We start from the raw sequence: 25,927 nt of genomic DNA, 5'->3' as shown, positions 1-25,927 counted from the left end.
ATCTAAAAAATATAGAGATTACTGGAAAACTATTGCCGATAAGAAAAACCAGACTGCTTAACCCAAAGCAACCTGGTTCCTCACATTTTATTTATTTCAATTGTCTACTTGACACGGTACGTATCAACCATTGAGATGGTTAAAGCAGCTTTTTGTGTACTTCTATATATTGCTTTATTGAGGAATAAATCGTAGAAGAAAGTCTGTCATTTCTTGAGGAGATTCTTTTTTTCCTTTATTTATCCAGGCTTGACAAGCGCCAAAAATAGCATGCGCAAAATAAATACTGGCATAGTCTTTCTCGAATCCTTTGAGAGCCCTTTCTTCAGCAGTAGGGACAATGAAGTCCTCAGCTATCATACGCTGAAGTTTATGTATCAGAAAATCTTGAATTTCTTTTGATCCATTTGTAGACAATAGAGCTGACAGGAGCTTTTCACGAGTGAGAAAATCAAAGATTTCGAGAAAGGCTCCCTCTTTCTTTCCTTCATATTTATCAAAGATGTATTCTAGTTTATGAAAAAGCTCTTTTTGATAACTATCAATCATCTCATACTTATCTTTGTAGTGAGTATAGAAACTAGAACGGCTAATCCCAGCTGTTTGAACTAGACGAATAGTTGTAATCTCATTGAAATCTTGGTCCTTAAGACATATTACTAAAGCATCTAAAAGTGCTTTTTTAGTTTGCTCGCGCCGTTGATCTTGTGTCATATGTTTCTCCTTTTATACACTTTTAGACGTTGTGTCCAAAAAATAATTCTTTAATATTGATTTTCATATAAATGAGTTTATAATTGATTATATCATAAAAATAAACACACTGTCTAAAAAGGAGAAATATGTTAGCAGAATTAAAGGCTCTTCTTAAAAGTCCAAAGCTATGGATAACTATTATTGGGGTCTCATTGATACCCGCTTTGTATAATCTAATCTTTTTATCTTCTATGTGGAATCCTTATGGCAATGTCAAACATTTGCCAGTGGCGGTAGTAAATAAAGATAAGAGTGCTAGTTTTCAGAATAAAACTCTAAATATTGGTCATGATATGGTAGACAATATGTCTAAAAATAAAAATCTGGACTATCATTTTGTGACTGAAAAGGAGGCACAAAAAGGAATAGATGATGGTAATTACTATATGGTGATTACTTTCCCAGAAAACCTCTCAAGTAATGCAGCAAGCCTTTTGACTAATGATCCTAAGAAACTGGAAATTTCTTATCAAACAACAGCAGGACATAGCTTCGTTTCTTCAAAAATGAGCGATTCTGCCATATCTAAGTTAAAGGATACCGTTTCTAAAAATATTACATCAACTTATGTTGGAGCTGTCTTTAAGAGCATGTCTCAACTTCAGGGTGGTATGGGAACTGCAGCGAATGGGGCCAGTCAATTATATGCAGGTGCAGGTGCACTTCAATCTGGAAGTCAAACCTTATCAAATGGCCTAGGAACTCTTGCTGGTTCGACACAAACATTGGCGACAGGTGTAGATACCTTGAGTTCAGGCGCATCTGCTTATACTTCAGGTGTGTCAACTTTGTCAGGTGCTTTGTCACAGTTAAATAGTAACTCTGAGGCTGTCAATTCTGCTGCAGGTCAATTTGCTTCAGGTGCAGAAGCTATGAACGCTCTGGTAACTGGTGCAGATTCTTTGTCTACAGCACTTAGTCAAATGGCTACAGCAACAAGTTTATCTGAAGAACAGCAAGCACAGTTGTCAACCTTGTCAACTAATTTAACTGATTTGAATACAGCAATTCAAAATCTTAATACAGCAGTAAGTAATACATCATTACCTAGTGGAACATCAACAACATCAGTAGATACAAGTTCAATAGCGACTTATCTTTCAAATATCTCTTCTGCAGCTAGCTCTATAGCCACAGCTAGTGCCACTGACAAAGCGAACGATTTAGCTGCGGTACAAGGAACAGCTGCATATCAGAGCTTGACAGCAGATCAACAAGCAGAGATTACATCAGCAATTAGTAATGCAGGATCGACAGCTAGTAGTTATGCTTCAACTATTGCAACAGATGTGTCAAGTATGTCAACAGCTTTATCTAGCTTGACAGGTACGACAACTACAGGTAGTGGAGATTCAAGTAATTTAGCTACTTTACAAACGTCGATTTCAGGTATTGCTAGTTCAGCCAATGCCCTTCTTCCAGCAGCCTCATCGACTGTATCATCAATGCAATCTAATATTGCTAGTCTCAATTCAGTACTTGTCAATCAATTGTCACCTGGAGCAAGTCAGGTTGCCTCAGGTGTGTCAACAGCTCAAAGTACTTTAGCTACAGGTGCAAGCAATCTCTCAACAGGTTTGTCAACCTACACAGGTGCTGTGTCAACAATTGCCAGTGGCGCTCAAACTCTAGATGCTAATAGTAGTAGCTTGTTGTCTGGATTTGCCAGTCTTCAAAATGGTACAAATGCTCTCAATACAGGTGCCCAACAATTAGCAACCGGAGGAAATACTTTGACAAGTGGATTGACAAGTCTGTCAACAAACCTATCTACATTGTCTGACTCGTTAAATAAGGCTAATCAGCAACTATCTCTTGTTTCGGTAAAATCAGACAATGCAAAAATGGTTAGTGCTCCGCTCAATGAGAAGAAAACAGATAAGGATAAGGTTGACACAAATGGTGTGGGAATGGCTCCGTATATGATTTCTGTTTCTCTTATGGTTGTAGCTCTTTCAACCAATGTCATCTTTGCTAAGAGTTTGACAGGAAGAAACTTTACTAGCCGTTTTGACTGGGCTAAGAATAAGTTATTTATCAATGGTATTATTACGACAATGGCTGCTATTGCCCTTTATATTGCTATTCGATTTGTGGGGGTTGTACCAAATCATCCATTAGCTACATTTGGTATGATTCTCCTTGCAGCATGGACTTTGATGGCTCTGGTTACAGCCCTTGTAGGTTGGGATGATAGATATGGTGCATTTGCTTCCATGATTATGCTACTTTTGCAGCTAGGTTCTAGTGCAGGAACTTATCCGATTGAACTAAGTCCTAAGTTCTTTAAGGTCGTTCAACCATTCCTACCAATGTCTTACTCCGTGTCAGGTCTTCGTCAAACGATTTCTATGACAGGACAAATCTCAAATCAGGTACGCATGCTATTCATTTTCTTACTTATTTTTGTAGTTGTAGGTATTGTTATTTATAGACCAAAGTCTGAGAATGTATAAACTAAAAGTCAGCTCTAATTAGAGCTGACTTTTTTACGTTATTCGATGTAGATATCACCTAGATCAGAGGTAATGGTAAGTGTGTTGTCTTTTGAGTTCTTAAGGTTATTCGTAATCTCTGTTTCTCCCGAATGACTGTCAGCTTGAACATTAACAGTATGATTTTTAAGACTTATTTCAACGTCACCTGAAGTAACATCAAGCTTGTTATGCCCATTAAATACCAAGTTGTTACCGGTATAATCCCCTAATGTAATAGATAAATCAGAGTTAGCGAAAAGCGTATCATTACTTTCAACACTACCGACAGCAAGATGGGCCTTTAAGTTATTAACAGTCATCTCGGTAAATGTTAGGTCACCTACTTTAAGGTCAATATTTGACTGTTTAATTGTGCTATTATTTAAATCTAAATTTCCAGATGCCAAATCTGCCTTTAGAAAATCAATCGTTTGTTTTTTAGGGAGTGTAATGATTATGGTATTGCTTTCGTTGAGAGTAGATAGATTTATTAAATCTTTTAATCCGAATAAGTTGAAATGATTATGGGAAGTTAGAGATTTATCAGAATAATTCTCGTTGATGCTTAATTGACGTTCCTTTACAGTAATGTCAATTGGATTTTTCTTTTTTTGATAATAAGTGATAGTTGCTTTACTAACATTTCCAGTTTTAATAAGGATATTGTAGCTGTTACTTTTTATATCCATTCGATTGAAGTCGTTAACTTCTTTCTTTACAAAATCCAGATCATTTTTGGGCTGATTTTGTAAATCAGTTAAGGCTCCATGGCTGTAGCCCCAAATTGCTAATCCCCCACCTAAGAATACAGAAATGAGAGATATTCCAAGGACGACTTTTTTCCAAGTTTTCATGATTTTCTTCCTTTCCTGATGAGCCATTTAATCAATAGAGTAATTAGCTTTACAATAAGTTTACAGATTTCAAATGAAACCAAAAGTAGTAAGAGCGCTCCCCCAAACATCAACAGTCCTAGACCTACTCCAAACAGTGTTGAAGCCAGTGAAACACTTAAGAGAGAGAAGCTTGTAAAGAAAGTGTAAACACCACTAATGAGTAAGGCAAAGGTAAGAGCTAAGGCAGTCACTATGACTGCGAAAATAATCATAAGAAGTGTCATTAGCATAGCTAAGAAGAATAGTAAAATTGGTAAGGCGACTGGACTGGCTAAAACAGCTAGGATAGCAATCCAAAGGATAGTCGTTTTATTGCGTAAGCTGCTCTTATCCTCAATAATCTTTTCATCAAGCAGACGAGTGATGACTTCATGAGCGGCTTCCTTAGGTGTACCCAATTCTGCAATAACTTGAGCTTCATTTTCAGGTCCAGCCTCCTCAAAGTACTCCATAAAATATTCTAGAGCTTCTTCGTAGTCCTTTTGTGGTAATTTTCGTAGATATTTTGTTAATTTGGCTAGATATTCAGTCTTTGTCATGTCTTAATCTCCCTTCCACAATACCGTCCAGAGTTTCTTTATAGGTTAACCATTCCTTATTAAGAAATTCTAACTGTTCTTTTCCCTCCGAGGTAATACTGTAGTATTTACGTTTTCTACCTTGATATTCTTGACTATAGGTCGTCATATAGCCGGCCTTTTCAAGTTTTTTAAGAATAGGATAAAGTGTTGATTCCTTGATATTAGCTGCAAGTTTTATGGTTTGACTGATCTCATAACCATAGGAGTCTTCTCTATCGATAATAGCCAGTATTAAGAACTCTATCAGGATTGATGATGTTGGAAAATACATAGTCTACTCCTTCGCTTTTAGGATATGTATAAAAATTATATATAATTATTTTACATATTGAGTGTACCTCTTTTAGAAATATATGTCAATATTTTATATATAAAAATTTTATATAATAGGGCTATCTTGTTTTTTATGATAAGATGAAGTTAAGGAGTTCTTATGATTATTAAAGATAAATTGGCTCACTATGAGCCTAAGCCCTTGGGAGAAACTGGTCGCTATGCAGTACTCTTACCTTTGCTATACAATGAAAAAAATGAGAAGTATCAGGTTCTTTATCAAGTACGAAGTGAACATATTTCTCAGCCGGGAGAAGTTTCTTTTCCAGGTGGACATGCCGAAGATGGCGAGACTTTTCAAGAAGCCGCCATACGAGAAACTTGTGAGGAATTAAATATAGTTCCTAATCAAATTGATATTTGGGGAGAGATAGACTATCTTGTTCATCAGGGGAGAACCGTTCATTGCTTTGTAGGAAAACTGAATATAGATAATTGGGAAGATATTTCACCTAATGAAGAAGTGGCTCGTCTGTTTACAGTAGATATTGACACCCTGTTGACAGAAAATCCAGTTTATTATACAGTGACTTCTACCTTGAGTGATGCGAAAGATTTCCCATTTTTCCTGGTAAAAAACAGAGATAGATATAATTTTGGGTACAGTGAACGTCATATTCCTTTTTACAGAAACTTGACAGAAAATATATGGGGGATGACAGCTATGTTTACACATAGATTTACAGATATTTTGAAAGATTTAGATTGAAAATAAAAGATCAACATATTATTGTTGATCTCAGAATGAAGACAAACATCGTTTTTGATGTTTGTCTTTTTTATATTCTTACCTAATTCTCCTATAATCCAATAATATTGAGATATTTGGGTAAAATAACAGGTCTTTCCTACCATCATTTTTACCAATTTTTTGATATTTAGACATGCCAAAGTAAGCCCAACCTTATCTTCCATTTTGGACTTTCCTTTTTCTCTGGTATAACGCAAGTTATGATATTCTTTAGCTGTTCCGAATAAACGTTCTATCGTTTCTTTCCGGTGTTGGTACCGTTCCTTCATCCCACTTTGATGACGGATATCTTCACAGATTTCTAAGGCATCTTTCCAAATATGACTCACAACAACTTTTTGGTGCTGGCGACTTTCAGTACAAATCGCTAACAAGGGACAGGTCTTACAAATTTCGGGATTACTTTTATATTCTCTATAACCTTCACGTGTCGTTGTACGGTAAGTTAATACCTGGTTCTCTGGACAAAGATAGCAGTCAAAATGCTCGTCATAGACAAAGAAAGCCTCTCTTACCTCTTGGCCTAGTGTAAGGGAATACTGGCGTAATCTCTTTTTCTAAAAGAAACTTGGCAATACTAGGTGTTTTGTAGCCTGAATCCGCAATAATGAATTCAGGGGAGAAGGGTTCTAACTTGGCAAACAGAGCAGGGAAGGCCTGACTATCATGGATGTTACCTGCTTCAACTGTATAAGCCAAGGCCCAACCATGTTTATCACAAGCTACCTGAGCATTATAAGCGAAGACTTCCTTGTGTTCTCCCTTGTGAAACCAACCACTATCTGGATCAGTCGTTGATTGTTTCTTAGATTTAGCCTCGCCTTTTTTGGCGGGCTTTAAGAACTTTTTTGCATGCTTCTTCCTGTCTAAATTAATCTCAACATCCAGTTGTTCACTCATGAATTTAGCTTTTTGATCAACAACAACATTTTTGTACTTATGATTATTAGCAGCTGCCTTGATATGTGTCCCATCGATGAAGATTTCTGAGGGATCAATGAGCCCCGCTTCCAAAACTTGATGAAGCACATGACTAAAAATGTGGGCTAACAATTCTTTATTTTGAAAGCGTCGGCTATAGTTCTTACCATAAGTTGTAAAATGAGGTACCTTATCGTCCAGAGATAAGCCAAGAAACCAACGGTAAGCTGTATTTACTTCAATGTCCTTGATAGTTTGGCGCATAGAACGAATGCCATAAAAACATTGAATCAAAGGAATCTTAACTAACAAAACAGGGTCTAGACTAGGGCGACCATTATCTGAAGAATAACTATCCTCAACAACATCATAAATAAAAGAAAAATCAATCGTTTCTTCAACTTTTCTTAGAAAATGGTCTTTAGGCACAAGTTCATCAAGTGTATAGAAACCTACTTGACGACGATTATATTCAGGATTATCTTTGTGAAACATAGGAGTACCTCATCAAATACCTTTTCTTTCATTATACTCCTTTGAAGTAAGAAAAGTCCCCAGAAGTATAACTTCTGAGGACTTTGTCTTCAATCTGAGATCAACATATTATTGTTGATCTTTTTGTTATTAGTTAGATTGTTTAATAGGGGAAAAGAAGTGAAATTCATTTCTGAAATAGGCCATCGGGTAGGTATTTAGCAAGTTTGTCAACTTCATAGTTAGGAGTGACTGTTTATACTTCATTTGATACGAGGAGAGTAGTGTGTTAATAGAGGTTATGATGTTTTGGTTCCATTTTTCCTAAGACTGATAATTCTATTAATTTTTCTTAGGTAGCTCATTATGTTGAAGAGTAAGTAGAGCATATAACTATAAATAGTAATGCTCCAAAAATCTGGGACAATACTGAGACTATAGACAAATAAGACTGTCGCACTAACAAAAATTAAACAGCTGCATATCATTGAAAGTAGAAGATATCCTTTTGAAAATAATAGGCTTTCTACGATTAATGCAAAAGCAGGTAGTAACAGAGTTAAGATGATAATAATAAAGATGAAGCGTTGTGTATCATCCAGCATTAAGTTACCCAATGATTTCCCTAGGTAAGAACGGGAATCACTCCCCCCAGGATAAATCAATTCTCTTGTCAAAGGACTGACTAGGATTAGAGTGTCAAATAGTGAAAAAGCCGCCCATCTCCAAATAGGGAAAGACCATTCTTCCTCAGATAAATCTCTCTGAGTTCTTTCTTCATTTACTTCTAATTTGATTGTCATCAATATGTACCTCATTTGGGAAGTCGTTTTTTTGCTTTAAGATATACCATCCATCTGGTAATTCTGATTTTTTAAGTACCTGTTCTAATTGAGAATGTAAGTCAATTTCTTTAGAAGTGGAACCAGAAGGAAAACTCAATCGGATAGTAAGTTTTTTGTTTCGTAGAGCATCTTTAAGTGAAAAATCATAATAGCCACCTAGCGCTTTAGAATGTTCTTTTTTATAAGAATAGAGCGTTGTGTCTGGTACAGGTTCAATCTGAACAATAATATTTTTCAAATTGTTCTCGCTCCTTAAAGCTTTGGAGATACCACTGATAAATTTTTTATTTCTAGGGTTGATTTTAATAGACTTTTTAACAAAATCGTCCCAATATTCTCTGTCATCAGGTAAAATCTTATATTCACTATTTTGGCGATTAGAATCTGAGTCGCTTTCTGTTGGGCTAGCGATGTAAGGATAGAGTAAATCTTGAATATGGAGAGGCAGTTGAGTTTTTACATGTACTTTTTTGTTATTAATGGTTTCTTGATAGTCAATATGGAAAATCAGGTAATGTTTAACATCATTTTCTTCATTCATACGATAAGTAATTTTATCTGCCCATCCGATGCCTACTATTTGTACTTTTCCTTGAAATCCACGAGTTTTATAAAATCCTTTAATATTTTCTTGAGCATTGTGATAGAAAAAGATGGCAATCATGGTCAATAATAAAATAAAGGGCATAGTGATTTTAAGGTATTTGAAGCTATTTTTTACCATATTAGTTATGACTCTCCTTAACTAGTAGGTTGTAATCTTTTTGACTTTTAACTTCCTCGAGTCGTCCAGTAGTTGTATTAGTACTTGTAAAATACCAATAGATATCCTCGTTATCTGGCGTTAACTCTTTTTGTAGTTTAATAGCGTCATCCAAATTAAGTGAATCAGTTGTTACGATAATTAGGCTAAATCTTTTTTTGAGAGATTGGTCACTGTATTCGTTATCACCTTGATCTTTGTAATCATCAAAATTTCTTTCTTTGGTCCAAATAAGGGGCATGGAGTTGATAGTGAGGGGGGTCATCTTTATTACCTATAGAAAAATTATCCTTTGAAAGGAGATAGCGGTAAGGTTTAGTAAATCCGTGGTATTGACTGACTATCGTTGGTTTGGTTTTAGTTGCCTTATGGGTTCGTAAATTAACATAGAATACCTTTTTGTTGTCATAAGATGAAAATTTAACGAACTCATCTTTACCATCTGAGTACATGGTATTATCCATGGAACCGGGATAGTCATACCCTAGTTTTTTAGCGAGGTCGAGTACATTAATGGTATGTCCTTTTCCAGTGTCTTTACCGAGTTTATAATAGTGGATAATATCATAATTTTTAGAGTTCTTCTTGTGTTTAGGTAGTTTATACCTTGATTCTTGGAAGGCTAAATAGGTGCGACCGACGGCTAATTGACTTCTCTCAAGTGCTTTTTCATTTCCAAACTGAACACCCAAAACGTTAAAGTTTCCAATTTTGATGTTTTGAAAGGATTTTATGGAAACTTTTTTATTAGTATAGTCGTAAAGTCTATCGTCTAATGAATAAGCAGCTTGAATTCTATAACCATAGCGAATGACTGTACCTGTAAGTAGAATGGTTATAAAAATAAGGAGGTAAATATGCCACATACGCCATCTAAACGTTTCTATTTTTGTCATAGGGAGATCCTCTTTGAGTAATAGAAAAACCATGAAAATCTTATTTTCATGGTTTTTAATTCAATTATTTTACTTCAGTAAAGATTACGTGTTTACGCAATTTTGGTGAGTATTTTTTCAATTGAAGACGGTCTGGAGTGTTACGTTTGTTTTTTGAAGTAAGGTACAAGCGTTCACCAGATTCTTTGTGTTCAAGTGTAATATTTACGCGCATGGTATCTCCCTTCTATTATTTAGCTGCGTTAGCTTTAGCGATTTTACGTCCTTTGTAGTATCCTTTAAGTGATACACGGTGTGAACGTGAGTAATCTCCAGTTGTTTCGTCAAATTGTACTGATGGAGCAGTCAATTTGTAGTGTGTACGACGTTTGTTTTTCTTCGCTTTTGAAGTGTGACGTGCAGGTACTGCCATTTCTTTATTTCCTCCGAATTAATATTTATGTTCTTGATTTTAAATCAACTATAACAGAATAACATATCTTTTTTGTAAAGTAAAGTTACTTGACAAAAAACTTTTTAGGAAGTCTCATAGTTAATAGCTATATCAATGGATAATATTTATATATTTCACAGCTATAACTGTAAGTGCTAGAATAGGATTATTATAGTAAGAGAATCAAAAGGAGTAAATAGATATGAGTAAAGTACATTATCATTTTGACCATGTTGGGTCTTACCTTCGTCCGCAAGCTTTAAAAGAAGCACGTGAAAAATTTGCAGATGGGGACATTTCTCAAGATGAATTGTTGAAAGTACAAGATGAGTTGGTTAAAGATTTGGTACACCATGAGGTGGAAAATGGTCTTCAAGTGGTCTCTGATGGTGAATTTGGTCGTTCTTGGTGGCATCTTGACTTCCTTTGGAATTTGACTGGTTTTGAAGCCTATCAACAAGAAGATTCATATAAATTCCATGGAGCTAAGACACGTACAACCAACGTTCGTATCAATGGTAAGATTGCTGAAAACCCTAATCATCCTTTCTATCGCGACTTTGAATATCTTAAATCAGTGACTCCTGAAGGAATTACTCCAAAAGTAACTATTCCAAGTCCATCACTCATCATTAATCGTGACCACCGTAGTGATCTTTATGCTGATTACTATGATTCATGGACAGATTTCCTTGATGATTTGGCTAAAGCTTACCATGATACCATCCAACATTTTTACGATTTGGGTGCACGTTATGTACAGTTGGATGATACGACTTGGGGTTATTTGATTCAACAGTTTGAGAATGAAAAAAATAATCCTGAAAAAACAGCTGAGTTGGCAAAAATTGCTGAAGACGATGTGTATACTATCAACAAAGCCTTAGAAGGTCTTCCAGAAGATTTGACTTTGGCTACACATATTTGCCGTGGAAACTTTAAATCTACATACCTTTTTGAAGGCGGCTATGATTCAGTGGCTAAATATCTTGGTCAATTAAACTATGATATCTTCTTTTTGGAATACGACGATGCGCGTTCAGGTAGCTTCGCTCCACTTCCAACAATTTGGAATAATCGTGATCATGTTGAATTGGTCCTTGGTGTGATTACTTCTAAGGATCCTGCTTTGGAAGATGTAGATGCTGTTATTGCTCGTATCCATGAAGCAGCAAATCTTGTACCACTTAAGAACCTCGGTATTTCAACTCAATGTGGCTTTGCATCGACTGAAGAAGGTAATATTTTGACAGAGCAAGATGAGTGGAATAAGTTGCAACTGATTAAATCAATTACTGATAAAGTTTGGTCATAATAGAACAAGTGTATAGGATGGGGTTAGCCTGTCCTATTTTTAATAGCAAGAAAGGCATCATGGAAGACAAAGAGATAAAACAAAGAATTCTATAGGTTTTTGGAAAAAGGAGAGCCCCTCATAATTTCACTACTTATTTGTTGATGAGTAAGATTAACCATTATACATACCGGGAGTTTTGTTTCTTCTTTCAAAAATCCTCGACCATTTCCCAAATGCCATGCAATTTATGTTAGAATAGAGTGATTATATCTGTAATAACGGAAAAGGAGGGCAGGCCCATTTGAGGTCTGTATCATTATTATGAAACTTCAAAAACCTAAGGGCACGCAAGATATTTTGCCTGCTGATAGTGCCAAATGGCAGTACGTGGAAAATGTTGCACGTGAAACATTTAAAAAATACAATTATGGTGAGATTCGTACACCTATGTTTGAACATTATGAGGTTATTTCACGTTCAGTAGGTGATACAACTGATATTGTGACTAAGGAAATGTACGATTTTCATGATAAGGGAGATCGTCACATCACTCTGCGTCCGGAAGGAACAGCGCCCGTTGTACGTTCTTATGTAGAAAATAAACTTTTTGCGCCAGAGGTTCAAAAACCTGTTAAAGTATATTATATTGGTTCAATGTTCCGTTATGAACGTCCTCAGGCAGGTCGTTTGCGTGAGTTCCACCAATTGGGGGTAGAGTGCTTTGGATCAAAAAATCCAGCAACAGATGTTGAAACCATTGCTATGACCTATCAACTCTTTAATACGCTTGGAATTAAGGATGTTACCCTTCATTTGAATAGTCTTGGAAATACTGAAAGTCGTCTGGCTTATCGTCAGGCCTTGATTGACTATTTGACACCAATGCGTGAGAGTTTATCAAAAGATAGTCAACGTCGTTTGGATGAAAATCCCTTGCGAGTGCTCGATTCAAAAGAAAAAGAAGATAAGCTTGCAGTTGAAAATGCTCCATCTATCCTTGATTATCTAGATGAAGAAAGCCAAGCTCATTTTGACGAAGTGCGTACCATGCTTGAGAGTCTTAACATTCCTTACGTGATTGATACCAACATGGTACGTGGTCTAGATTACTATAATCACACGATTTTTGAATTTATCACTACTATTGATAAGTCTGAATTGACAATCTGTGCGGGCGGTCGTTACGATAGTTTGGTTGAGTACTTTGGTGGTCCAGAAACAGCTGGTTTTGGTTTTGGACTTGGTTTGGAACGTTTGCTCTTGGTTCTTGATAAAAAAGGTATTACTCTTCCTGTAGAAGAAGGTTTGGATGTCTACATTGCAGTTCTAGGTTCAGAAGCCAATGGTAAAGCACTCGAGTTAGCTCAAGCTATCCGTCATCAAGGATTTAAGGCCGAACGTGATTACCTTGGACGCAAGATTAAAGCACAATTTAAGTCAGCAGATGCCTTTAAGGCTAAAACTGTCATCACCTTAGGTGAGAGTGAATTAGAGTCAGGTCAGGTTAGTGTTAAAAATAATACCACTCGAGAGGAAGTAACTGTAAGTTTTGAGGAGCTAACAGAGAATTTTGCAGCAGTTCTGGACCAATTAGAAAAGTAGGAGGCTTATGGTTAGTATAGTTGATATGCTTAAACGAAGTGAAAACTTTAGTTTGGCTTTTAATCGTAGTATGCCTATTCACTTTCAACAACAGTTTTGGCAGTTGATTGCTCTTCTGGATAAACATGAAATTACCTGGTTTAATGACGAGCCTGCAAGTGATCATGCAATGTGTCAACAGTTACTTGGCCAAGTTTGGCGTCAAGATTGCCAAGATGTGGTCTTAAGTTTTGAAACTCAGGAACGTTATTTAGGGTGGCAGGTAGATGAAGAAACTGATGAACTTAGTGTTATTATTGAAGATGTTTATGGTTTCCGATGGAATAGCTTACTTGATTTAGAGACTGCTGATTATCGTTTTGAAGATTTTGAAGAATTTGCTGAAGATTACGTAGATACTAGTGATTTGTTGAAACAATTTGGTAAATAGTTTGATAAAAAAGAAAGTCTATTAAAATTCTAACCCGAAATGGGTGGGGTTTTGATGGGCTTTTTGCTATAATAGTTAAGACTAAAAAATTAACGAAAGAAGTGTAATTATGAAACGTTCTATGTATGCCGGACGTGTTCGAAGCGAACATATCGGAACTACTATTACTTTGAAAGGTTGGGTATCTCGTCGTCGTAACCTCGGAGGTTTGATTTTCATTGACCTTCGTGACCGTGAAGGTTTGATGCAATTGGTTGTTAACCCTGAAAATGCAGATGCAGCTGTTGTTGAAACAGCCGAGAGCCTACGTAGCGAATTTGTTATTGAAGTAACAGGAACAGTTGAAGCACGTGAACAAGCTAATGACAACTTGCCTACAGGTGCTGTTGAACTAAAAGTTGAAGACCTCAAAATCCTTAATACTGCCAAAACAACACCGTTTGAAATCAAAGATGGTGTTGAGGCTAGTGATGATACACGTATGCGTTACCGTTACTTGGATCTTCGTCGTCCAGAAATGTTGGAAAACTTTAAGCTTCGTGCTAAGGTAACTCACGCTATTCGTAATTATCTTGATGACTTGGAATTTATCGATGTCGAAACACCAATGTTGACAAAATCAACACCAGAAGGTGCACGTGATTATTTGGTGCCAAGTCGTGTTAGCCAAGGTCATTTTTACGCTCTTCCGCAAAGTCCTCAAATCACTAAACAATTGTTGATGAATGCTGGTTTTGACCGTTATTATCAAATTGTTAAGTGTTTCCGTGATGAAGATTTGCGTGGAGACCGTCAACCTGAGTTTACACAAGTTGACTTAGAAACATCATTCCTTAATGAGCAAGAAATCCAAGATATTACAGAAGGATTGATTGCCAAGGTTATGAAAGAAACTAAAGGAATTAATGTCACACTGCCATTCCCACGTATGTCTTATGATGATGCCATGAATAACTATGGATCCGATAAGCCAGATACACGCTTTGATATGCTTTTACAAGACTTGACAGATATTGTAAAGGGTGTAGACTTCAAAGTGTTTGCTGAGGCACCAGCTGTTAAGGCAATTGTTGTCAAAGGAAATGCAGATAAGTACTCACGTAAAAGCATTGACAAGTTGACAGAGTTTGCTAAACAATTTGGTGCTAAAGGTCTTGCTTGGGTTAAAATGACTGATGGTGCTCTAGCAGGTCCAGTTGCTAAATTCTTGACAAGTATTGAAGGTAAGTTGACAGATGCTTTACAACTTGAAGAGAATGATTTAGTCCTTTTTGTAGCAGATACTCTTGAAGTTGCTAATAATACACTTGGCGCTTTACGTAATCAAATTGCTAAAGAACTTGACATGATTGATACCACTAAGTTCAACTTCCTTTGGGTTGTTGATTGGCCAATGTTTGAGTGGTCTGAAGAAGAAGGACGTTATATGTCTGCTCACCACCCATTCACCTTGCCAACAGAAGAGTCTGCATCAAATCTTGAAGGGGATCTTTCTAAGGTACGTGCTGTGGCTTATGATATTGTCTTGAATGGTTATGAGCTTGGTGGGGGTAGCCTACGTATCAATCATAAAGACCTACAGGAACGTATGTTGAAAGCCCTTGGCTTCTCTGAAGAATCAGCCTACGAGCAATTTGGATTCCTTCTTGAAGCTATGGACTATGGTTTCCCACCACACGGTGGTTTGGCTATCGGTCTTGACCGTTTTGTTATGCTTCTTGCAGGTAAAGATAATATTCGTGAGGTGATTGCCTTCCCTAAAAATAATAAGGCATCAGATCCTATGACTCAGGCTCCAAGTCTTGTGGCTGATAAACAGTTGGAAGAACTTGCTCTTCATGTAGAATTAGAAAATGAATAAAACACGTCTTCACAAACATGTTAAATTTGTAGCGAAAAAATCTGCGAAGAAGATAGGTGTTTGGCAGGCTATTCGTAGTATTTCTCGTGAAAAATATACTGAGAAGGTCTCAGCATCGTTACTATACGGACTCTTATCATCAATCGCTGTGAATTTCTTTTTTCAACCAGGTCACGTCTATTCAAGTGGGGCAACAGGGTTGGCACAGGTTTTATCAGCATTGAGTGTTAGAACTCTTGGTTTTGAGATTCCTGTATCATTGACTTTTTATGCTATTAATATTCCGCTCTTGATTCTTGCATGGAATAAAATTGGCCATAAGTTTACTATCTTCACCTTCATTACAGTAACAATGAGCTCCCTGTTCATTCAGGTAATGCCTCATGTTACCTTGACTGAGGATCCTTTGATTAATGCTATCTTCGGTGGCTTGGTTATGGGTACAGGTATTGGATTTGGTTTGAAATCTCGTATTTCAAGTGGAGGTACGGATATTGTCAGCCTTACCATTCGTAAGAAAACTGGTCGTGATGTGGGAAATATCTCTCTGATTGTCAATGGGATTATCATGATTTTTGCCGGTATACTTTTTGGTTGGAAATATGCCCTGTATTCAATGGTGACAATTTTTGTCTCAAGCCGAGTAACGGATGCGATTTTTACTAAGCAAAAGAAAATGCAGGCTATGATTGTTACAAGTAATCCTGATCCAGTTGTACGAATGATTCAGAAGAAACTCCACCGTGGAGTAACAATGATCAATGATGCGGAAGGTACTTATAATCATGAAAAAAAAGCAGTTTTGCTGACTATTATTACCCGTGAAGAGTACACTGATTTTAAGTATTACATGAGAAAAGCAGACCCTAAAGCATTTGTTTCTATTGCTGAAAATGTACATATTCTAGGTCGTTTTGTTGATTTAGATGACTAAGTAAAAAGGAAGTTGACGTCTGTTGACTTCTTTTTTACTAGAGAGAATTCTTGACGAAATGTTTACATGACCTTACAATAACAGTATGATTAGATTTTTGATTCCAACTGCAAAAGAAATGAAGACCCTCAATGAAGTTCCGTATCAGAAGATTTCTGAAAAGAGTGTGGTTATTCTCAAAGAAATGGCAAAGTTATCCACAGAAGAATTATCCACAGCTTATAAAATAAAGCCTGAGCAGGCTGAGAAAGAGAAGCAGCGCTGGGATAGAATGTTGGCTGGGGAAGCAAGGAGCTATCCTGCAATAGAGCTTTTTAATGGCTTGATGTATCGCCATATTAAACGTAGTGACTTATCCACATGTGAAAAAGATTTTTTAAGCCAACAGGTATTTATTACATCTTCTTTTTATGGGATTATTCCAGCTTTTTATTCAATTCAAGAACATCGTCATGACTTTCATACGAAGGTTAAGGTTAATGGTCGGTCCTTAAAAAACTACTGGCGTGCTGAATATGATCAATTCCTAGAAGAGAGTCAAGTTCCAGTTGTTTCTTTACTTTCAAGTGAATTTGAAGATGTCTTTAGTCCAGCTCTTCGTAAGCAGTTATTCACAGTTAGTTTTATGGAAGACCGTAATGGTCTTCTTAAGACACATTCAACGATTTCTAAAAAAGCTAGAGGGGCTTTTTTGACGGCTGTAATGAAAGAAAATTGTCAAACCATTGATGACTTACGAAAATTATCCTTTGATGAGTTTCACTATCGTGAAGATTTATCCTCTGAGCATGAGCTGTTCTTTGTTAAAATAGTTTAGAAAAAAGCCTGAGTTTTTTGAACTCAGACTTTTCTTTATATCATATCTTTACGATCGACTTGCTCATAGTTAGTTTGACCATCATTTAACTTGTCCCAAATAACGACTTCTCCTTGATTAAAAGATTTTTTGACATCAATAATACGTTGATTAGACGATCCTCGAAACTGAAGCATAAGGTTCTTTTTAGTAATGTCAAAGCGTCCATCTACGAGAATGTCAATGAGATGAAGAAGCTCGATCTTATCAGGAGTTTCAAGCATCAACTCCTCCCAAGTATAACCAGTCCAAGACCAAATATCTTTTTCCGGGAGTTCCTCACGAATTCGTTTGACTAGGGGAATGAGAATTCCTGTGTTTAGGAAGGGTTCACCACCCAGTAGCGTGAGACCTTGTACGTAAGGTTGAGCTAGGTCCTGCATGATTTGTTCCTCAAGTTCTTTAGTATAGGGCATCCCTGCCTTAAAGGACCAGGTGGCAGCATTATAACATCCCTCGCAATGAAACATACAGCCAGAGACATAAAGTGAGTTACGCACCCCTTCGCCATCGACGAAGTTAAAAGCTTTGTAGTCAATAATGCGTCCTTGACTAAGTTCTTCAGACTTCCATTCTTGAGGTTTTGGTGTATTCCATGTCATAATTCTACTCCAAATCTATCCAATAGCGCTCAGTTTCATTGTGAATATTCTCCAACTGACCACCATTGGCTAAGATAACAGCACGACTAGCAAAATTTTCGATATTACAGGTTATTAGAGCTCTAGTAATATTCTTTTTCTTGGCCATTTGCAAGCCTTGGCGGAGAGATTCTTTAGCATATCCCTTACCTCTTTCAGACGGACGGATAGAGTAGCCAATATGACCACCTTTTTCTAGTAAGTAGTCATTTAATCGGAGACGGAGGTTGAGAAAGCCAAGAGCATGACCTACTTCGTTGAAGCTAACCAGCTGGATAGCAGGAACCCAATTTTCAGGAATATTGAGTCCTGCTTCTGCCTGAAAATTTTCTTCTAGCCACTCTTCATAAATAAAGTTGTCTGCATTCCAAAATCCACCGTCATGGGCAGAATGCTCTCTTTCAAATTCATCCATCATTTCTAAGATAGCTTCTTTATCTGCTTGACTTGGTCGGCGTAAAATCATCTTATTTCTTCTTTCCAGCTTTTTTCAAAAGAGCCTGGACACGTGCTTTTTTATTATTTTTGACGGTTGCATTTTTTTCGTGGTAACGTTCCACTTGCTGCATACCTTTATAATCTAATTGATATTTTCCCATGCTATTCCTTTCTAAAAATGAAATAAGCAAAGCAGTTGGAGGGTATCGTCCAGCTGCTTCTAGTTTGTGATAACATCTCCTATGATATGTTAGATATGTTTTCCTTCATATTTTATAGTTGAGCCATTCATATGTTTGACTCGGGCTGAGATTTCTTTGTGGCGTCCTTTAACCATTGGGCGTGCCTGTGGATTTCCTAAATAACCACATGTGCGTTTTACGACATCAACTGTTTTAGGATCTGTATTGCCACAGTTAGGGCACATGAATCCACGTTCTGTTGGAGTGAAATCCCCTTCAAAGTCACACTTGTAGCATTTATCAATTGGAGTATTAGTACCAAGATAGCCGACACGGTCGTAGGCAAAATCCCAGACAGCTTCAAGTGCTTTAGGGTTTTGTTGGAGGACTGGATATTCACAATAATGGATGAATCCACCAGTTGCCCCAGCTTCTGGGTAATCTTTCTCAAATTCCAACTTTTCAAATGGTGTTGGATTTTTACGAACATCGTAGTGGAAGGAGTTGGTGTAATATTCTTTATCTGTAATATCACTGACAATACCAAATTTTTCAGTATCCAGGCGACAGAAACGATCAGTCAAACTTTCTGATGGTGTTGAATAAACAGAGAAATGATAATCATATTCGTCCGACCAATTTTCACAAGCATTTTTCATAGCTTTAACGATAGCTAAAGTAAATGCCTTGGCTTCTGAATTAGTTTCCCAATCGCTACCATAAAAAACAGATGCTACTTCATAAAGTCCAATGTAACCAAGTGATACGGTTGCACGGCGATGTTTGAAAAGTTGGTCGACACTGTCGCATTTACCTAGACGCTGACCAAAAGCACCATACTGATAAAGGATAGGTGCATTGGCAGGTGTAGCTTCTTTGGCACGTTCAACTCGATAGACGAGAGCATCTTTGGCAATTCCCATTCGTTCCTCAAAGATTTCCCAGAACTTTTTCTTCTCACCCTTAGACTCTAAAGCGATTCTAGGAAGATTAAGGGTTACAACACCAAGGTTCATTCGTCCAGAGTTAACTTCAACACCATTTTCATCCTTCCACCCTTGTAGGAAAGAACGACATCCCATAGGAGCCTTGAAGGAACCTGTCAATTCAATAATTTTATCGTATGAAAGCACATCTGGATACATTCGCTTGGTCGCACATTCAAGAGCTAACTGTTTGATATCATAGTTAGGTGACTCAGGTTCCAAGTTAAGTCCACGTTTCAGGGTGAAAATAAGCTTAGGGAAAATCGCTGTACGATGTTCTGACCCAAGTCCTAAAATACGAACTTGTAGAATAGCTTTTTGAATTTCACGCTCAAACCAGTTGGTTCCCAAACCAAAACCGAGAGAGGTAAAGGGAGTTTGTCCATTCGATGTGAAAAGGGTATTAATCTCATATTCAAGAGATTGCATGGCATCATAGATATCTTTACGCGTTTTAGCACGTGCATAATCTTCTCGTTTATCTTCAGCAACCCAAACCTCAGCATCGGCCAAGTGCTTCTTATAATTTAATTGAGCATATGGAGCTAAAAACTCATCAATACGGTCCGCTGTACAGCCACCATACTGACTAGAGGCGACATTTGCGATGATTTGTGAAATTTGTGCAGTTGCAGTTTGAATGGACTTGGGACTTTCAACTTCCGCATTACCAATTTTAAACCCATTTGCCAACATGCCTTTGAAGTCAATCAAACAACAGTTGGTCATAGGTGTGTAAGGACTATAGTCTAAATCGTGGAAGTGGATGTCTCCTTTTTGATGGGCATTTGCTACATGTGAAGGAAGCATCTTAAGGCCTACAGATTTTCCAACAATTCCTGCGGTTAAATCACGTTGTGTATTGTATAAGTCGCTGTCTTTATTGGCATTTTCGTGGACAACAGCTTGGTCTTTATTGACGAGTTTGTTAATGGTGAAATTGATGTCAGTGGCCTGAGAACGCTCAAAATCACGTTTGGTACGATAGTTAATATATTCTTGAGCGATAGCATATTCGTTGGCTGAGAGCAACTCGTGCTCTACAATGCTCTGAATTTCATATATCTTGACATTTTGAGAAAAGCGATCATTGATTTCAGCCACAATACGATTGGCAATACTCTCCAATTTAACCTCAATTAGAGGTGTAACAGGTGTAATAGCATCACTAGCTTTGAGAATAGCTTCATATATCTTACTTGAATCAAAGGCAACCATACGTCCATCACGTTTGATGACTTTGATATCGGGGTTGACAGTAACCTTTTCTTTTTCTAATGTTATCATCTAAAATTCACCTCGCTACTAATTATAGCACTAGGCAGAAAAAAATCAATATATTGTGGTATATTTTTATTCCAACCACTATATATTGATTTTTTGAGTTATTTTAGAACATAAAGAGTATATCGTTCAATCCCCTTCATAGAAACTTTTTTATAGTTCTTAGAAAGCGTTGATTTAACATCGGAAGGTAAGCGAGTGTTTTCTTGGACAACGATATATTGTGCAGAATCTTGGATAAGTGTATCTGAGATAGCTTTTTTATGGCTAGATTTTGCTGTATTGAGTTCTGGAAGAACAAATTGTGAAGCTGATTTACGACCACTATCCAAATAAATTTTTGCTGTAGAATCATAGACGTAGATGGTTTCGTCTTTCTTAGTTTTTTTAACGATATAATTTGCGACAGTACTGCGTTCAGCATTATTTTCTAAATTAAATAGGAACATGATGATTGGCATAGCAAAAGCAAATGCAAAGACTAGTAGTGGTAAGAAATAGTTTCGACTGAGGAAAATACCAAAAACTTTAAGTGCATGAATCTGGCTAACATTACGACGTCTGTGAGAGGTGCGTTCAGCTCTTTTTTTAGTAGCATCATCTAACGAAAGCGCAGTCAGAACAAGGCCATAAGGTACTATGTTGAGAATACTGTAAAGACCAAAGCTTCGAGAAAATAAGCTGTAAACTACTGTAAAGACAAAACTAATGAGCAGTACCCATTTGATACTTTTATCTTTAGCTTCACCAAGAAGATGATTACCTGTAGTTACGGCACCAATAAGTAGTCCAGATCCTAGAACGGCAAAGATTTGATAAACTAGGGTTAACAGATAGTCGTTATTTTCTACAGCAAGATGTGTAAAGCTGTAGATCAACACTTGGTTGATATAGTCTGATGTAATCTGTAAATTTAAAATAAAGTAAAGGCATAGATACAGTACCAGAATATTACCAAAAATTATACAGAGGACTTGGTAAAAACCACGGAAAAAGTGCTTGTTGACAAGGTTGTAAACGAAAATTGTCACTAGTGACAATATCCAAAAAATGAGTGTTCGCGCTTCAAAGAAGGCTCCAGCAGTGCCAGCCAATCCGTAAAGAATAAAAGCTTCATCACGACTGTGACCAGCAAAGTAACGGGTCAAGAAGAAAATGGCTCCAAGGACAAATGGCATTGCGAATTGGATAGGGTAGAGGCCGCCAAAACCAAGCGTTCCATTAATTACGAAGAAAATAAAGCTAATGAAAGTAGCAATTTCCTTCTTACTTGTCATGTGCATGACAGTCTTGTAAAGAAAACTACCAGAAAGATAGTAGGTAAGAAACTGTATGGGAATTAGCCAAAGTGTTGATCCCAAGCGAAAAGCTAAGGAAACTAAGAAATAATAGAAGAAGCCACCCGTTGTAAAAAAGTCAGAGTAAGGTAGGCTGCCATTGGCAAACATCTTTGCAATGTAAAGGTTTTGGGACTGCATACTATTTGCAAAGTCTGTAAAGCAAGGCACTGAGATGCTAAAAATGCTCAAGATCAGACTAAGAATGAGAATGTGACTCTTATGCTTCCATGGAATCGCAGTTATAGGGGCTTTATCTTTCAGAGAAGAACTCGATTCATTTGTATGCCCTTGAATTGCTACTTCAATTTTCTCATCTTGTTTCTCATCATTTGCATGAGATTGATGGTGGCTTCGATGGTAGCCCTGATAGCTACCCGATTGTAAAGTATTGTCTTCGCTATATTGACTCACAATTAGACTCCTTTATTGTTATTTGGAAAGTTATGAATAAAAGGAAATAATCCCCTGATTGTCTTATTTCCAGTATATCAGATAATACTATTTAGTCAATTTCTCTCTAATTTCTTAAATTAAATTAATAATTACTAAAAAAGGATTGAGAACAAAATCTCAATCCTTTCTCTCCTAGTAACTGATGTGATTTCACCTGCATAGTTATAGTTGTCAAACCCTCAGTCAACTTGATAGAAGTTAGACAATGAACAAAATTGGTAAAATAATTCAGTATGTTCGTCAATACTTTTTAATTCTCATCAATGAAGCTATTGAAGACTTCTTCAATCATATCCCATTCAGCATCTGAGTCTTCAGGGATTGGTTGAAGGTCACCTTCGGTACCATCTTCATTTTCAGTGAAAGAATAAGCTTGAATTTCAATCTCTCCGTTAGCATCTTCTTCTGCACCGGCTGGTACCAAAAGAACATAGTTTTTTCCGAATTCTTCACGTCCATCAATAGTTAACAAGATTTCAAAAAGAGTTTCATTTCCTTGTTCGTCTACTAAGGTAATGACTTCATGGTCATGGTTATGATCGTGATTGTGTGACATATTGTTCTCCTTATTGAAGCAAGAGCCAAATAGTTAGGTAAAGCTAATATACTCGACAATGAGTTTACTAGACTGGCATTGGACTATCGGACTCTATTGTAGTTTCTTAAAACATTCGATCGAGGTAGTTTTGCAGGATAAGTTGGGCGGCTAATTTATCAATAACTTTTTTGCGTTTACCACGGCTGACATCTGCTTGCTCAACCAGCATACGTTCTGCTTGAACAGTTGTTAAGCGCTCATCTTGGTAATCTACAGGAATTCCAAAGATTTCCTTAATTTTGTTACCATAAGCTTTGCTTGCCTCGACACGAGGGCCTTCAGTATTATTCATATTTTTTGGAAGACCAACGACAAACTTGTCTACTTTATACTCTTTAACGAGTTCACCGAGGCGGTCGAAACCAAACTCTTCAGCTTCTTCGTCAATTTTGATAATTTCGACGCCTTGGGCTGTAAAACCGAGAGGATCACTAATAGCAACCCCCACTGTTTTTGAGCCAACATCAAGTCCCATTACTCGCATTAGAGGTCAATTCCATTTCCTTTAAGATAATAGCGAACGAGTTCTTCAACGATTTCATCACGTTCGTATTTACGAATCTGGTTACGGGCGTCATTATAACGCGGAACATAAGCAGGGTCACCGCTCAGAACATAACCGACAATTTGGTTGATAGGATTATAACCTTTCTCAGCCAACGAACGGTAGACATTTGTCAAAGTATTACTGATTTCATCTTTGCTACCGTCGTCTAGGTTGAAACGAACAGTTTCATCTGTAAATCCCATACTGACACCTTCTTTCTATAAGAATTATCTGTTAGTTCTTTATTATAACATAAGTATAGCCAAAAGGGAAAGACGATGAACAAAAAAAGAGACGACTGAAGTCATCTCTCTTAATATCCAATAAGATTAAACGCGTTCAACTTTACCAGATTTAAGCGCACGAGCTGAAGCCCAAACTTTTTTAGGTTTACCATCAACAAGGATAGTAACTTTTTGAAGGTTAGGTTTAACGGCACGTTTAGTTTTGTTCATAGCGTGTGAACGGTTGTTTCCAGAAACAGTTTTACGTCCTGTAAAGTAACATACTTTAGCCATTTCGTGTTTTCCTCCTAGGTAGAATTTATTACGGATGTGCTAGCACCACATACCAAAACATTCTATCATAAGAATTTAGGTTTGACAAGAACTATTTATAATTTCTTTTTATAACAAAATAGTATATGCTTATTATAATAAGAAAAAATCAGTTGAAAAAGGAGAGAAGATGCCAGATAATCTTGCTCTACGCATGCGTCCACGTACAATTTCAGAGGTGATTGGTCAGAAGCATTTGGTTGGTGAAGGTAAAATTATTCGCCGTATGGTAGAAGCGAATATGCTGTCGTCAATGATTCTCTACGGACCACCAGGAATCGGGAAGACCTCAATAGCTAGTGCTATTGCAGGAACAACAAAATTTGCTTTTAGAACCTTTAATGCAACTGTTGATAGCAAGAAACGGCTGCAGGAAATTGCAGAAGAAGCTAAGTTTTCAGGTGGTTTGGTTCTGCTCCTAGATGAAATCCATCGTTTGGATAAAGCTAAGCAAGATTTTTTATTGCCGTTGTTAGAAAACGGTAAAATTATCATGATTGGGGCTACAACTGAGAATCCATTTTTTTCTGTGACTCCAGCCATTCGTAGTCGGGTACAAATATTTGAATTGGAACCCCTTTCCAATACGGATATTAAGGTAGCTATTCAGGGTGTTTTGGAAGATCGAGAACGTGGGTTTGATTTTGATGTCCAGTTAGATGATGATGCTCTAGATTTCATAGCTACAGCTACCAATGGCGATTTACGTTCGGCCTACAATTCCTTGGACTTGGCGGTTATGTCAACTCAACCTTCAGAAGGTGGGGAGCGCCATGTTACTTTAGATACCGTTGAGAATAGTTTGCAACGTAGTTATATCACCATGGATAAAGATGGTGATGGGCACTATGATGTGCTTTCTGCCTTGCAAAAATCGATTCGAGGCTCTGACGTCAATGCCAGTCTTCATTATGCAGCACGTTTGGTTGAAGCAGGAGACCTTCCAAGCCTAGCACGTCGGTTAACTGTGATTGCTTACGAGGATATTGGTTTAGCTAATCCAGATGCACAGGTTCATACTGTCACAGCCTTGGAAGCTGCGCAGAAAGTAGGCTTTCCGGAGGCACGTATTTTGATTGCAAATGTGGTTATTGACTTAGCTTTATCACCTAAGTCAAATTCGGCCTATGTGGCAATGGACGCTGCGCTGGCAGATCTTAGAAAGTCTGGAAATTTACCGATTCCTCGTCATTTGAGAGATGGACATTATGCAGGAAGTAAGGAACTAGGAAATGCGCAAGATTACAAATATCCACATGCTTATCCCGAAAAGTGGGTTAAGCAACAATACCTTCCAGATAAACTAAGAGACGTCAATTATTTCCAACCGAATGAGACTGGGAAATATGAGAGAGCTCTTGGAGCTAACAAAGAGCGAATCGATAAGCTGTCAAAATAACAAGCGAGATAGGTGCTAACGAAAACGATTGCAAAAAAATTGACTTTTCCTCTTGCAATAATTTTCAAAAGTGGTATCATAGGAGCATAGAAATTGCTGTGGTATACGAATCCACATATAAGTGTTGACCGACTAATTTTTGTATTATCGGGAGACAGAGGTCTATTAACAGTGTGCAGGCTGGCTCACCCAGAAGCAACTTAAGTTAGTAGCGAGTCGCCCACCTGCTTTTTTACGTCGCGGGTTCAATACAAACCGTGGATCATCGGTACCAATACAGCATCCAGCCTCCTTAGCTCAGTTGGTAGAGCAGTGGACTCTTAATCCATGGGTCACAGGTTCGAGCCCTGTAGGGGGCATAGAAATACAGAAGAAAAAGCCTTGATTTAAAAGGCT

The 25,927-nt window shown here is 37.3% G+C and carries 27 protein-coding genes, 1 tRNA gene, 1 other RNA gene and 1 pseudogene; 11 read left to right on the top strand and 19 right to left on the bottom strand.

What is annotated here, in order from left to right; translation table 11 throughout:
- Positions 1-174 precede the first annotated feature (174 nt).
- Positions 175-714, bottom strand: coding sequence for a TetR/AcrR family transcriptional regulator (locus PCY14_RS07170; RefSeq protein WP_002888160.1), 540 nt, complete (start codon positions 712-714; stop codon positions 175-177).
- 128 nt (positions 715-842) lie between these two features.
- Between PCY14_RS07170 and PCY14_RS07165 the strand changes: the two genes are divergently transcribed.
- Positions 843-3,212, top strand: coding sequence for a YhgE/Pip domain-containing protein (locus PCY14_RS07165; protein ID WP_042772022.1), 2,370 nt, complete (start codon positions 843-845; stop codon positions 3,210-3,212).
- Positions 3,213-3,250: 38 nt separating this feature from the next.
- Here PCY14_RS07165 and PCY14_RS07160 read toward each other — a convergent pair whose 3' ends face one another.
- Genes PCY14_RS07160 through PCY14_RS07150 form a run of 3 tightly spaced genes read right to left on the bottom strand, consistent with a single transcriptional unit; the run spans position 3,251 to position 4,981 of the window.
- Positions 3,251-4,087, bottom strand: a complete 837-nt coding sequence (locus PCY14_RS07160; RefSeq protein WP_239499741.1) for a DUF4097 family beta strand repeat-containing protein — start codon at positions 4,085-4,087, stop codon at positions 3,251-3,253.
- Positions 4,084-4,668: a DUF1700 domain-containing protein gene (locus tag PCY14_RS07155; protein ID WP_021152677.1), complete on the bottom strand. Its 585-nt coding sequence runs from the start codon at positions 4,666-4,668 to the stop codon at positions 4,084-4,086. Before PCY14_RS07155 ends, PCY14_RS07160 begins: the two co-directional genes overlap by 4 nt.
- The gene (locus PCY14_RS07150) at positions 4,655-4,981 is read right to left on the bottom strand and encodes a PadR family transcriptional regulator (RefSeq protein WP_002888166.1); all 327 of its coding nucleotides are present in this window, start codon (positions 4,979-4,981) and stop codon (positions 4,655-4,657) included. The genes PCY14_RS07155 and PCY14_RS07150 overlap by 14 nt, the downstream gene beginning before the upstream one ends.
- Before the next feature lie 162 nt (positions 4,982-5,143).
- On the opposite strand from PCY14_RS07150, the gene PCY14_RS07145 reads away from it, so the two are divergent.
- The gene (locus PCY14_RS07145) at positions 5,144-5,752 is read left to right on the top strand and encodes a CoA pyrophosphatase (protein WP_164376600.1); all 609 of its coding nucleotides are present in this window, start codon (positions 5,144-5,146) and stop codon (positions 5,750-5,752) included.
- On the opposite strand, the pseudogene PCY14_RS07140 reads toward PCY14_RS07145, so the two are convergent.
- From PCY14_RS07140 to rpmF, 6 genes and pseudogenes are all read right to left on the bottom strand, one after another.
- A pseudogene (locus PCY14_RS07140) lies at positions 5,668-7,210 on the bottom strand (IS1182 family transposase). The gene PCY14_RS07145 and the pseudogene PCY14_RS07140 overlap by 85 nt on opposite strands.
- A gap of 278 nt (positions 7,211-7,488) precedes the next feature.
- Positions 7,489-7,992 (bottom strand): hypothetical protein, encoded by a 504-nt coding sequence (locus tag PCY14_RS07135; RefSeq protein WP_042772021.1) that lies wholly within the window; start codon positions 7,990-7,992, stop codon positions 7,489-7,491.
- Entirely contained in the window at positions 7,967-8,758 is a 792-nt protein-coding gene (locus tag PCY14_RS07130) for a hypothetical protein (RefSeq protein WP_021152674.1), read from the bottom strand. Before PCY14_RS07130 ends, PCY14_RS07135 begins: the two co-directional genes overlap by 26 nt.
- A 245-nt stretch (positions 8,759-9,003) precedes the next feature.
- Entirely contained in the window at positions 9,004-9,693 is a 690-nt protein-coding gene (locus tag PCY14_RS07125; RefSeq protein ID WP_301363329.1) for a hypothetical protein, read from the bottom strand.
- A gap of 64 nt (positions 9,694-9,757) precedes the next feature.
- On the bottom strand, positions 9,758-9,907 hold the full coding sequence (gene rpmG, locus PCY14_RS07120; protein ID WP_002262412.1) for a 50S ribosomal protein L33: 150 nt from the start codon (positions 9,905-9,907) through the stop codon (positions 9,758-9,760).
- A 15-nt stretch (positions 9,908-9,922) separates the two neighbouring features.
- On the bottom strand, positions 9,923-10,105 hold the full coding sequence (gene rpmF, locus PCY14_RS07115; protein WP_002885630.1) for a 50S ribosomal protein L32: 183 nt from the start codon (positions 10,103-10,105) through the stop codon (positions 9,923-9,925).
- 223 nt (positions 10,106-10,328) lie between these two features.
- Between rpmF and PCY14_RS07110 the strand changes: the two genes are divergently transcribed.
- The 6 genes from PCY14_RS07110 (at position 10,329) to yaaA (ending at position 17,067) form a co-directional block, all read left to right on the top strand.
- Positions 10,329-11,441 (top strand): vitamin B12 independent methionine synthase, encoded by a 1,113-nt coding sequence (locus PCY14_RS07110; RefSeq protein ID WP_002887481.1) that lies wholly within the window; start codon positions 10,329-10,331, stop codon positions 11,439-11,441.
- A 303-nt stretch (positions 11,442-11,744) separates the two neighbouring features.
- Entirely contained in the window at positions 11,745-13,025 is a 1,281-nt protein-coding gene (gene hisS / locus PCY14_RS07105; protein WP_301363328.1) for a histidine--tRNA ligase, read from the top strand.
- Positions 13,026-13,032: 7 nt separating this feature from the next.
- On the top strand, positions 13,033-13,455 hold the full coding sequence (locus PCY14_RS07100) for a hypothetical protein (protein ID WP_021146614.1): 423 nt from the start codon (positions 13,033-13,035) through the stop codon (positions 13,453-13,455).
- Between the two features lie 109 nt (positions 13,456-13,564).
- Positions 13,565-15,316 carry an aspartate--tRNA ligase gene (aspS, locus tag PCY14_RS07095; RefSeq protein ID WP_021146613.1) on the top strand — a complete coding sequence of 584 codons (1,752 nt, stop codon included), beginning with the start codon at positions 13,565-13,567 and terminating at the stop codon, positions 15,314-15,316.
- The gene (locus tag PCY14_RS07090; protein ID WP_002887485.1) at positions 15,309-16,250 is read left to right on the top strand and encodes a YitT family protein; all 942 of its coding nucleotides are present in this window, start codon (positions 15,309-15,311) and stop codon (positions 16,248-16,250) included. Before aspS ends, PCY14_RS07090 begins: the two co-directional genes overlap by 8 nt.
- A gap of 85 nt (positions 16,251-16,335) precedes the next feature.
- Complete coding sequence (gene yaaA, locus PCY14_RS07085) at positions 16,336-17,067, top strand: peroxide stress protein YaaA (RefSeq protein WP_008536044.1); 732 nt, start codon at positions 16,336-16,338, stop codon at positions 17,065-17,067.
- A 35-nt stretch (positions 17,068-17,102) separates the two neighbouring features.
- On the opposite strand, the gene nrdG is transcribed toward yaaA, so the two are convergent.
- The 9 genes from nrdG to rpmB all read right to left on the bottom strand — a co-directional run bounded on the left by nrdG (position 17,103) and on the right by rpmB (position 24,093).
- Positions 17,103-17,708 (bottom strand): anaerobic ribonucleoside-triphosphate reductase activating protein, encoded by a 606-nt coding sequence (gene nrdG, locus PCY14_RS07080; RefSeq protein ID WP_008536045.1) that lies wholly within the window; start codon positions 17,706-17,708, stop codon positions 17,103-17,105.
- Between the two features lie 4 nt (positions 17,709-17,712).
- A complete protein-coding gene (locus PCY14_RS07075; RefSeq protein ID WP_002887489.1) occupies positions 17,713-18,213 on the bottom strand; it encodes a GNAT family N-acetyltransferase in 501 nt (166 codons plus the stop codon).
- 1 nt (position 18,214) lies between these two features.
- Positions 18,215-18,346 carry a hypothetical protein gene (locus PCY14_RS07070; protein ID WP_021146612.1) on the bottom strand — a complete coding sequence of 44 codons (132 nt, stop codon included), beginning with the start codon at positions 18,344-18,346 and terminating at the stop codon, positions 18,215-18,217.
- Between the two features lie 89 nt (positions 18,347-18,435).
- Entirely contained in the window at positions 18,436-20,640 is a 2,205-nt protein-coding gene (gene nrdD, locus PCY14_RS07065) for an anaerobic ribonucleoside-triphosphate reductase (protein ID WP_008536047.1), read from the bottom strand.
- A gap of 98 nt (positions 20,641-20,738) precedes the next feature.
- Entirely contained in the window at positions 20,739-22,388 is a 1,650-nt protein-coding gene (locus tag PCY14_RS07060; RefSeq protein WP_008536048.1) for a hypothetical protein, read from the bottom strand.
- Between the two features lie 292 nt (positions 22,389-22,680).
- Complete coding sequence (locus tag PCY14_RS07055) at positions 22,681-22,986, bottom strand: DUF1292 domain-containing protein (protein WP_002887079.1); 306 nt, start codon at positions 22,984-22,986, stop codon at positions 22,681-22,683.
- Between the two features lie 106 nt (positions 22,987-23,092).
- Positions 23,093-23,512: a Holliday junction resolvase RuvX gene (gene ruvX, locus PCY14_RS07050; RefSeq protein ID WP_008536052.1), complete on the bottom strand. Its 420-nt coding sequence runs from the start codon at positions 23,510-23,512 to the stop codon at positions 23,093-23,095.
- Positions 23,512-23,778: an IreB family regulatory phosphoprotein gene (locus PCY14_RS07045; RefSeq protein WP_002885737.1), complete on the bottom strand. Its 267-nt coding sequence runs from the start codon at positions 23,776-23,778 to the stop codon at positions 23,512-23,514. The genes ruvX and PCY14_RS07045 overlap by 1 nt, the downstream gene beginning before the upstream one ends.
- A gap of 126 nt (positions 23,779-23,904) precedes the next feature.
- A complete protein-coding gene (rpmB, locus tag PCY14_RS07040) occupies positions 23,905-24,093 on the bottom strand; it encodes a 50S ribosomal protein L28 (RefSeq protein WP_002885786.1) in 189 nt (62 codons plus the stop codon).
- A gap of 169 nt (positions 24,094-24,262) precedes the next feature.
- On the opposite strand from rpmB, the gene PCY14_RS07035 reads away from it, so the two are divergent.
- From PCY14_RS07035 to PCY14_RS07025, 3 genes are all read left to right on the top strand, one after another.
- A complete protein-coding gene (locus PCY14_RS07035) occupies positions 24,263-25,531 on the top strand; it encodes a replication-associated recombination protein A (RefSeq protein ID WP_301363324.1) in 1,269 nt (422 codons plus the stop codon).
- Between the two features lie 90 nt (positions 25,532-25,621).
- A non-coding RNA gene (gene ssrS / locus PCY14_RS07030) (6S RNA) lies at positions 25,622-25,817 on the top strand.
- A tRNA-Lys gene (locus tag PCY14_RS07025) sits at positions 25,818-25,890 on the top strand. It begins immediately after the preceding RNA gene.
- Positions 25,891-25,927: the final 37 nt, after the last annotated feature.

The organism is Streptococcus sp. SV2 (assembly GCF_030440175.1).
GTDB classification, from domain to species: domain Bacteria; phylum Bacillota; class Bacilli; order Lactobacillales; family Streptococcaceae; genus Streptococcus; species Streptococcus raffinosi.
The sequence above is the reverse complement of the archived record's forward strand: the minus strand, read 5'-3'. Positions and strand labels throughout refer to the sequence as shown.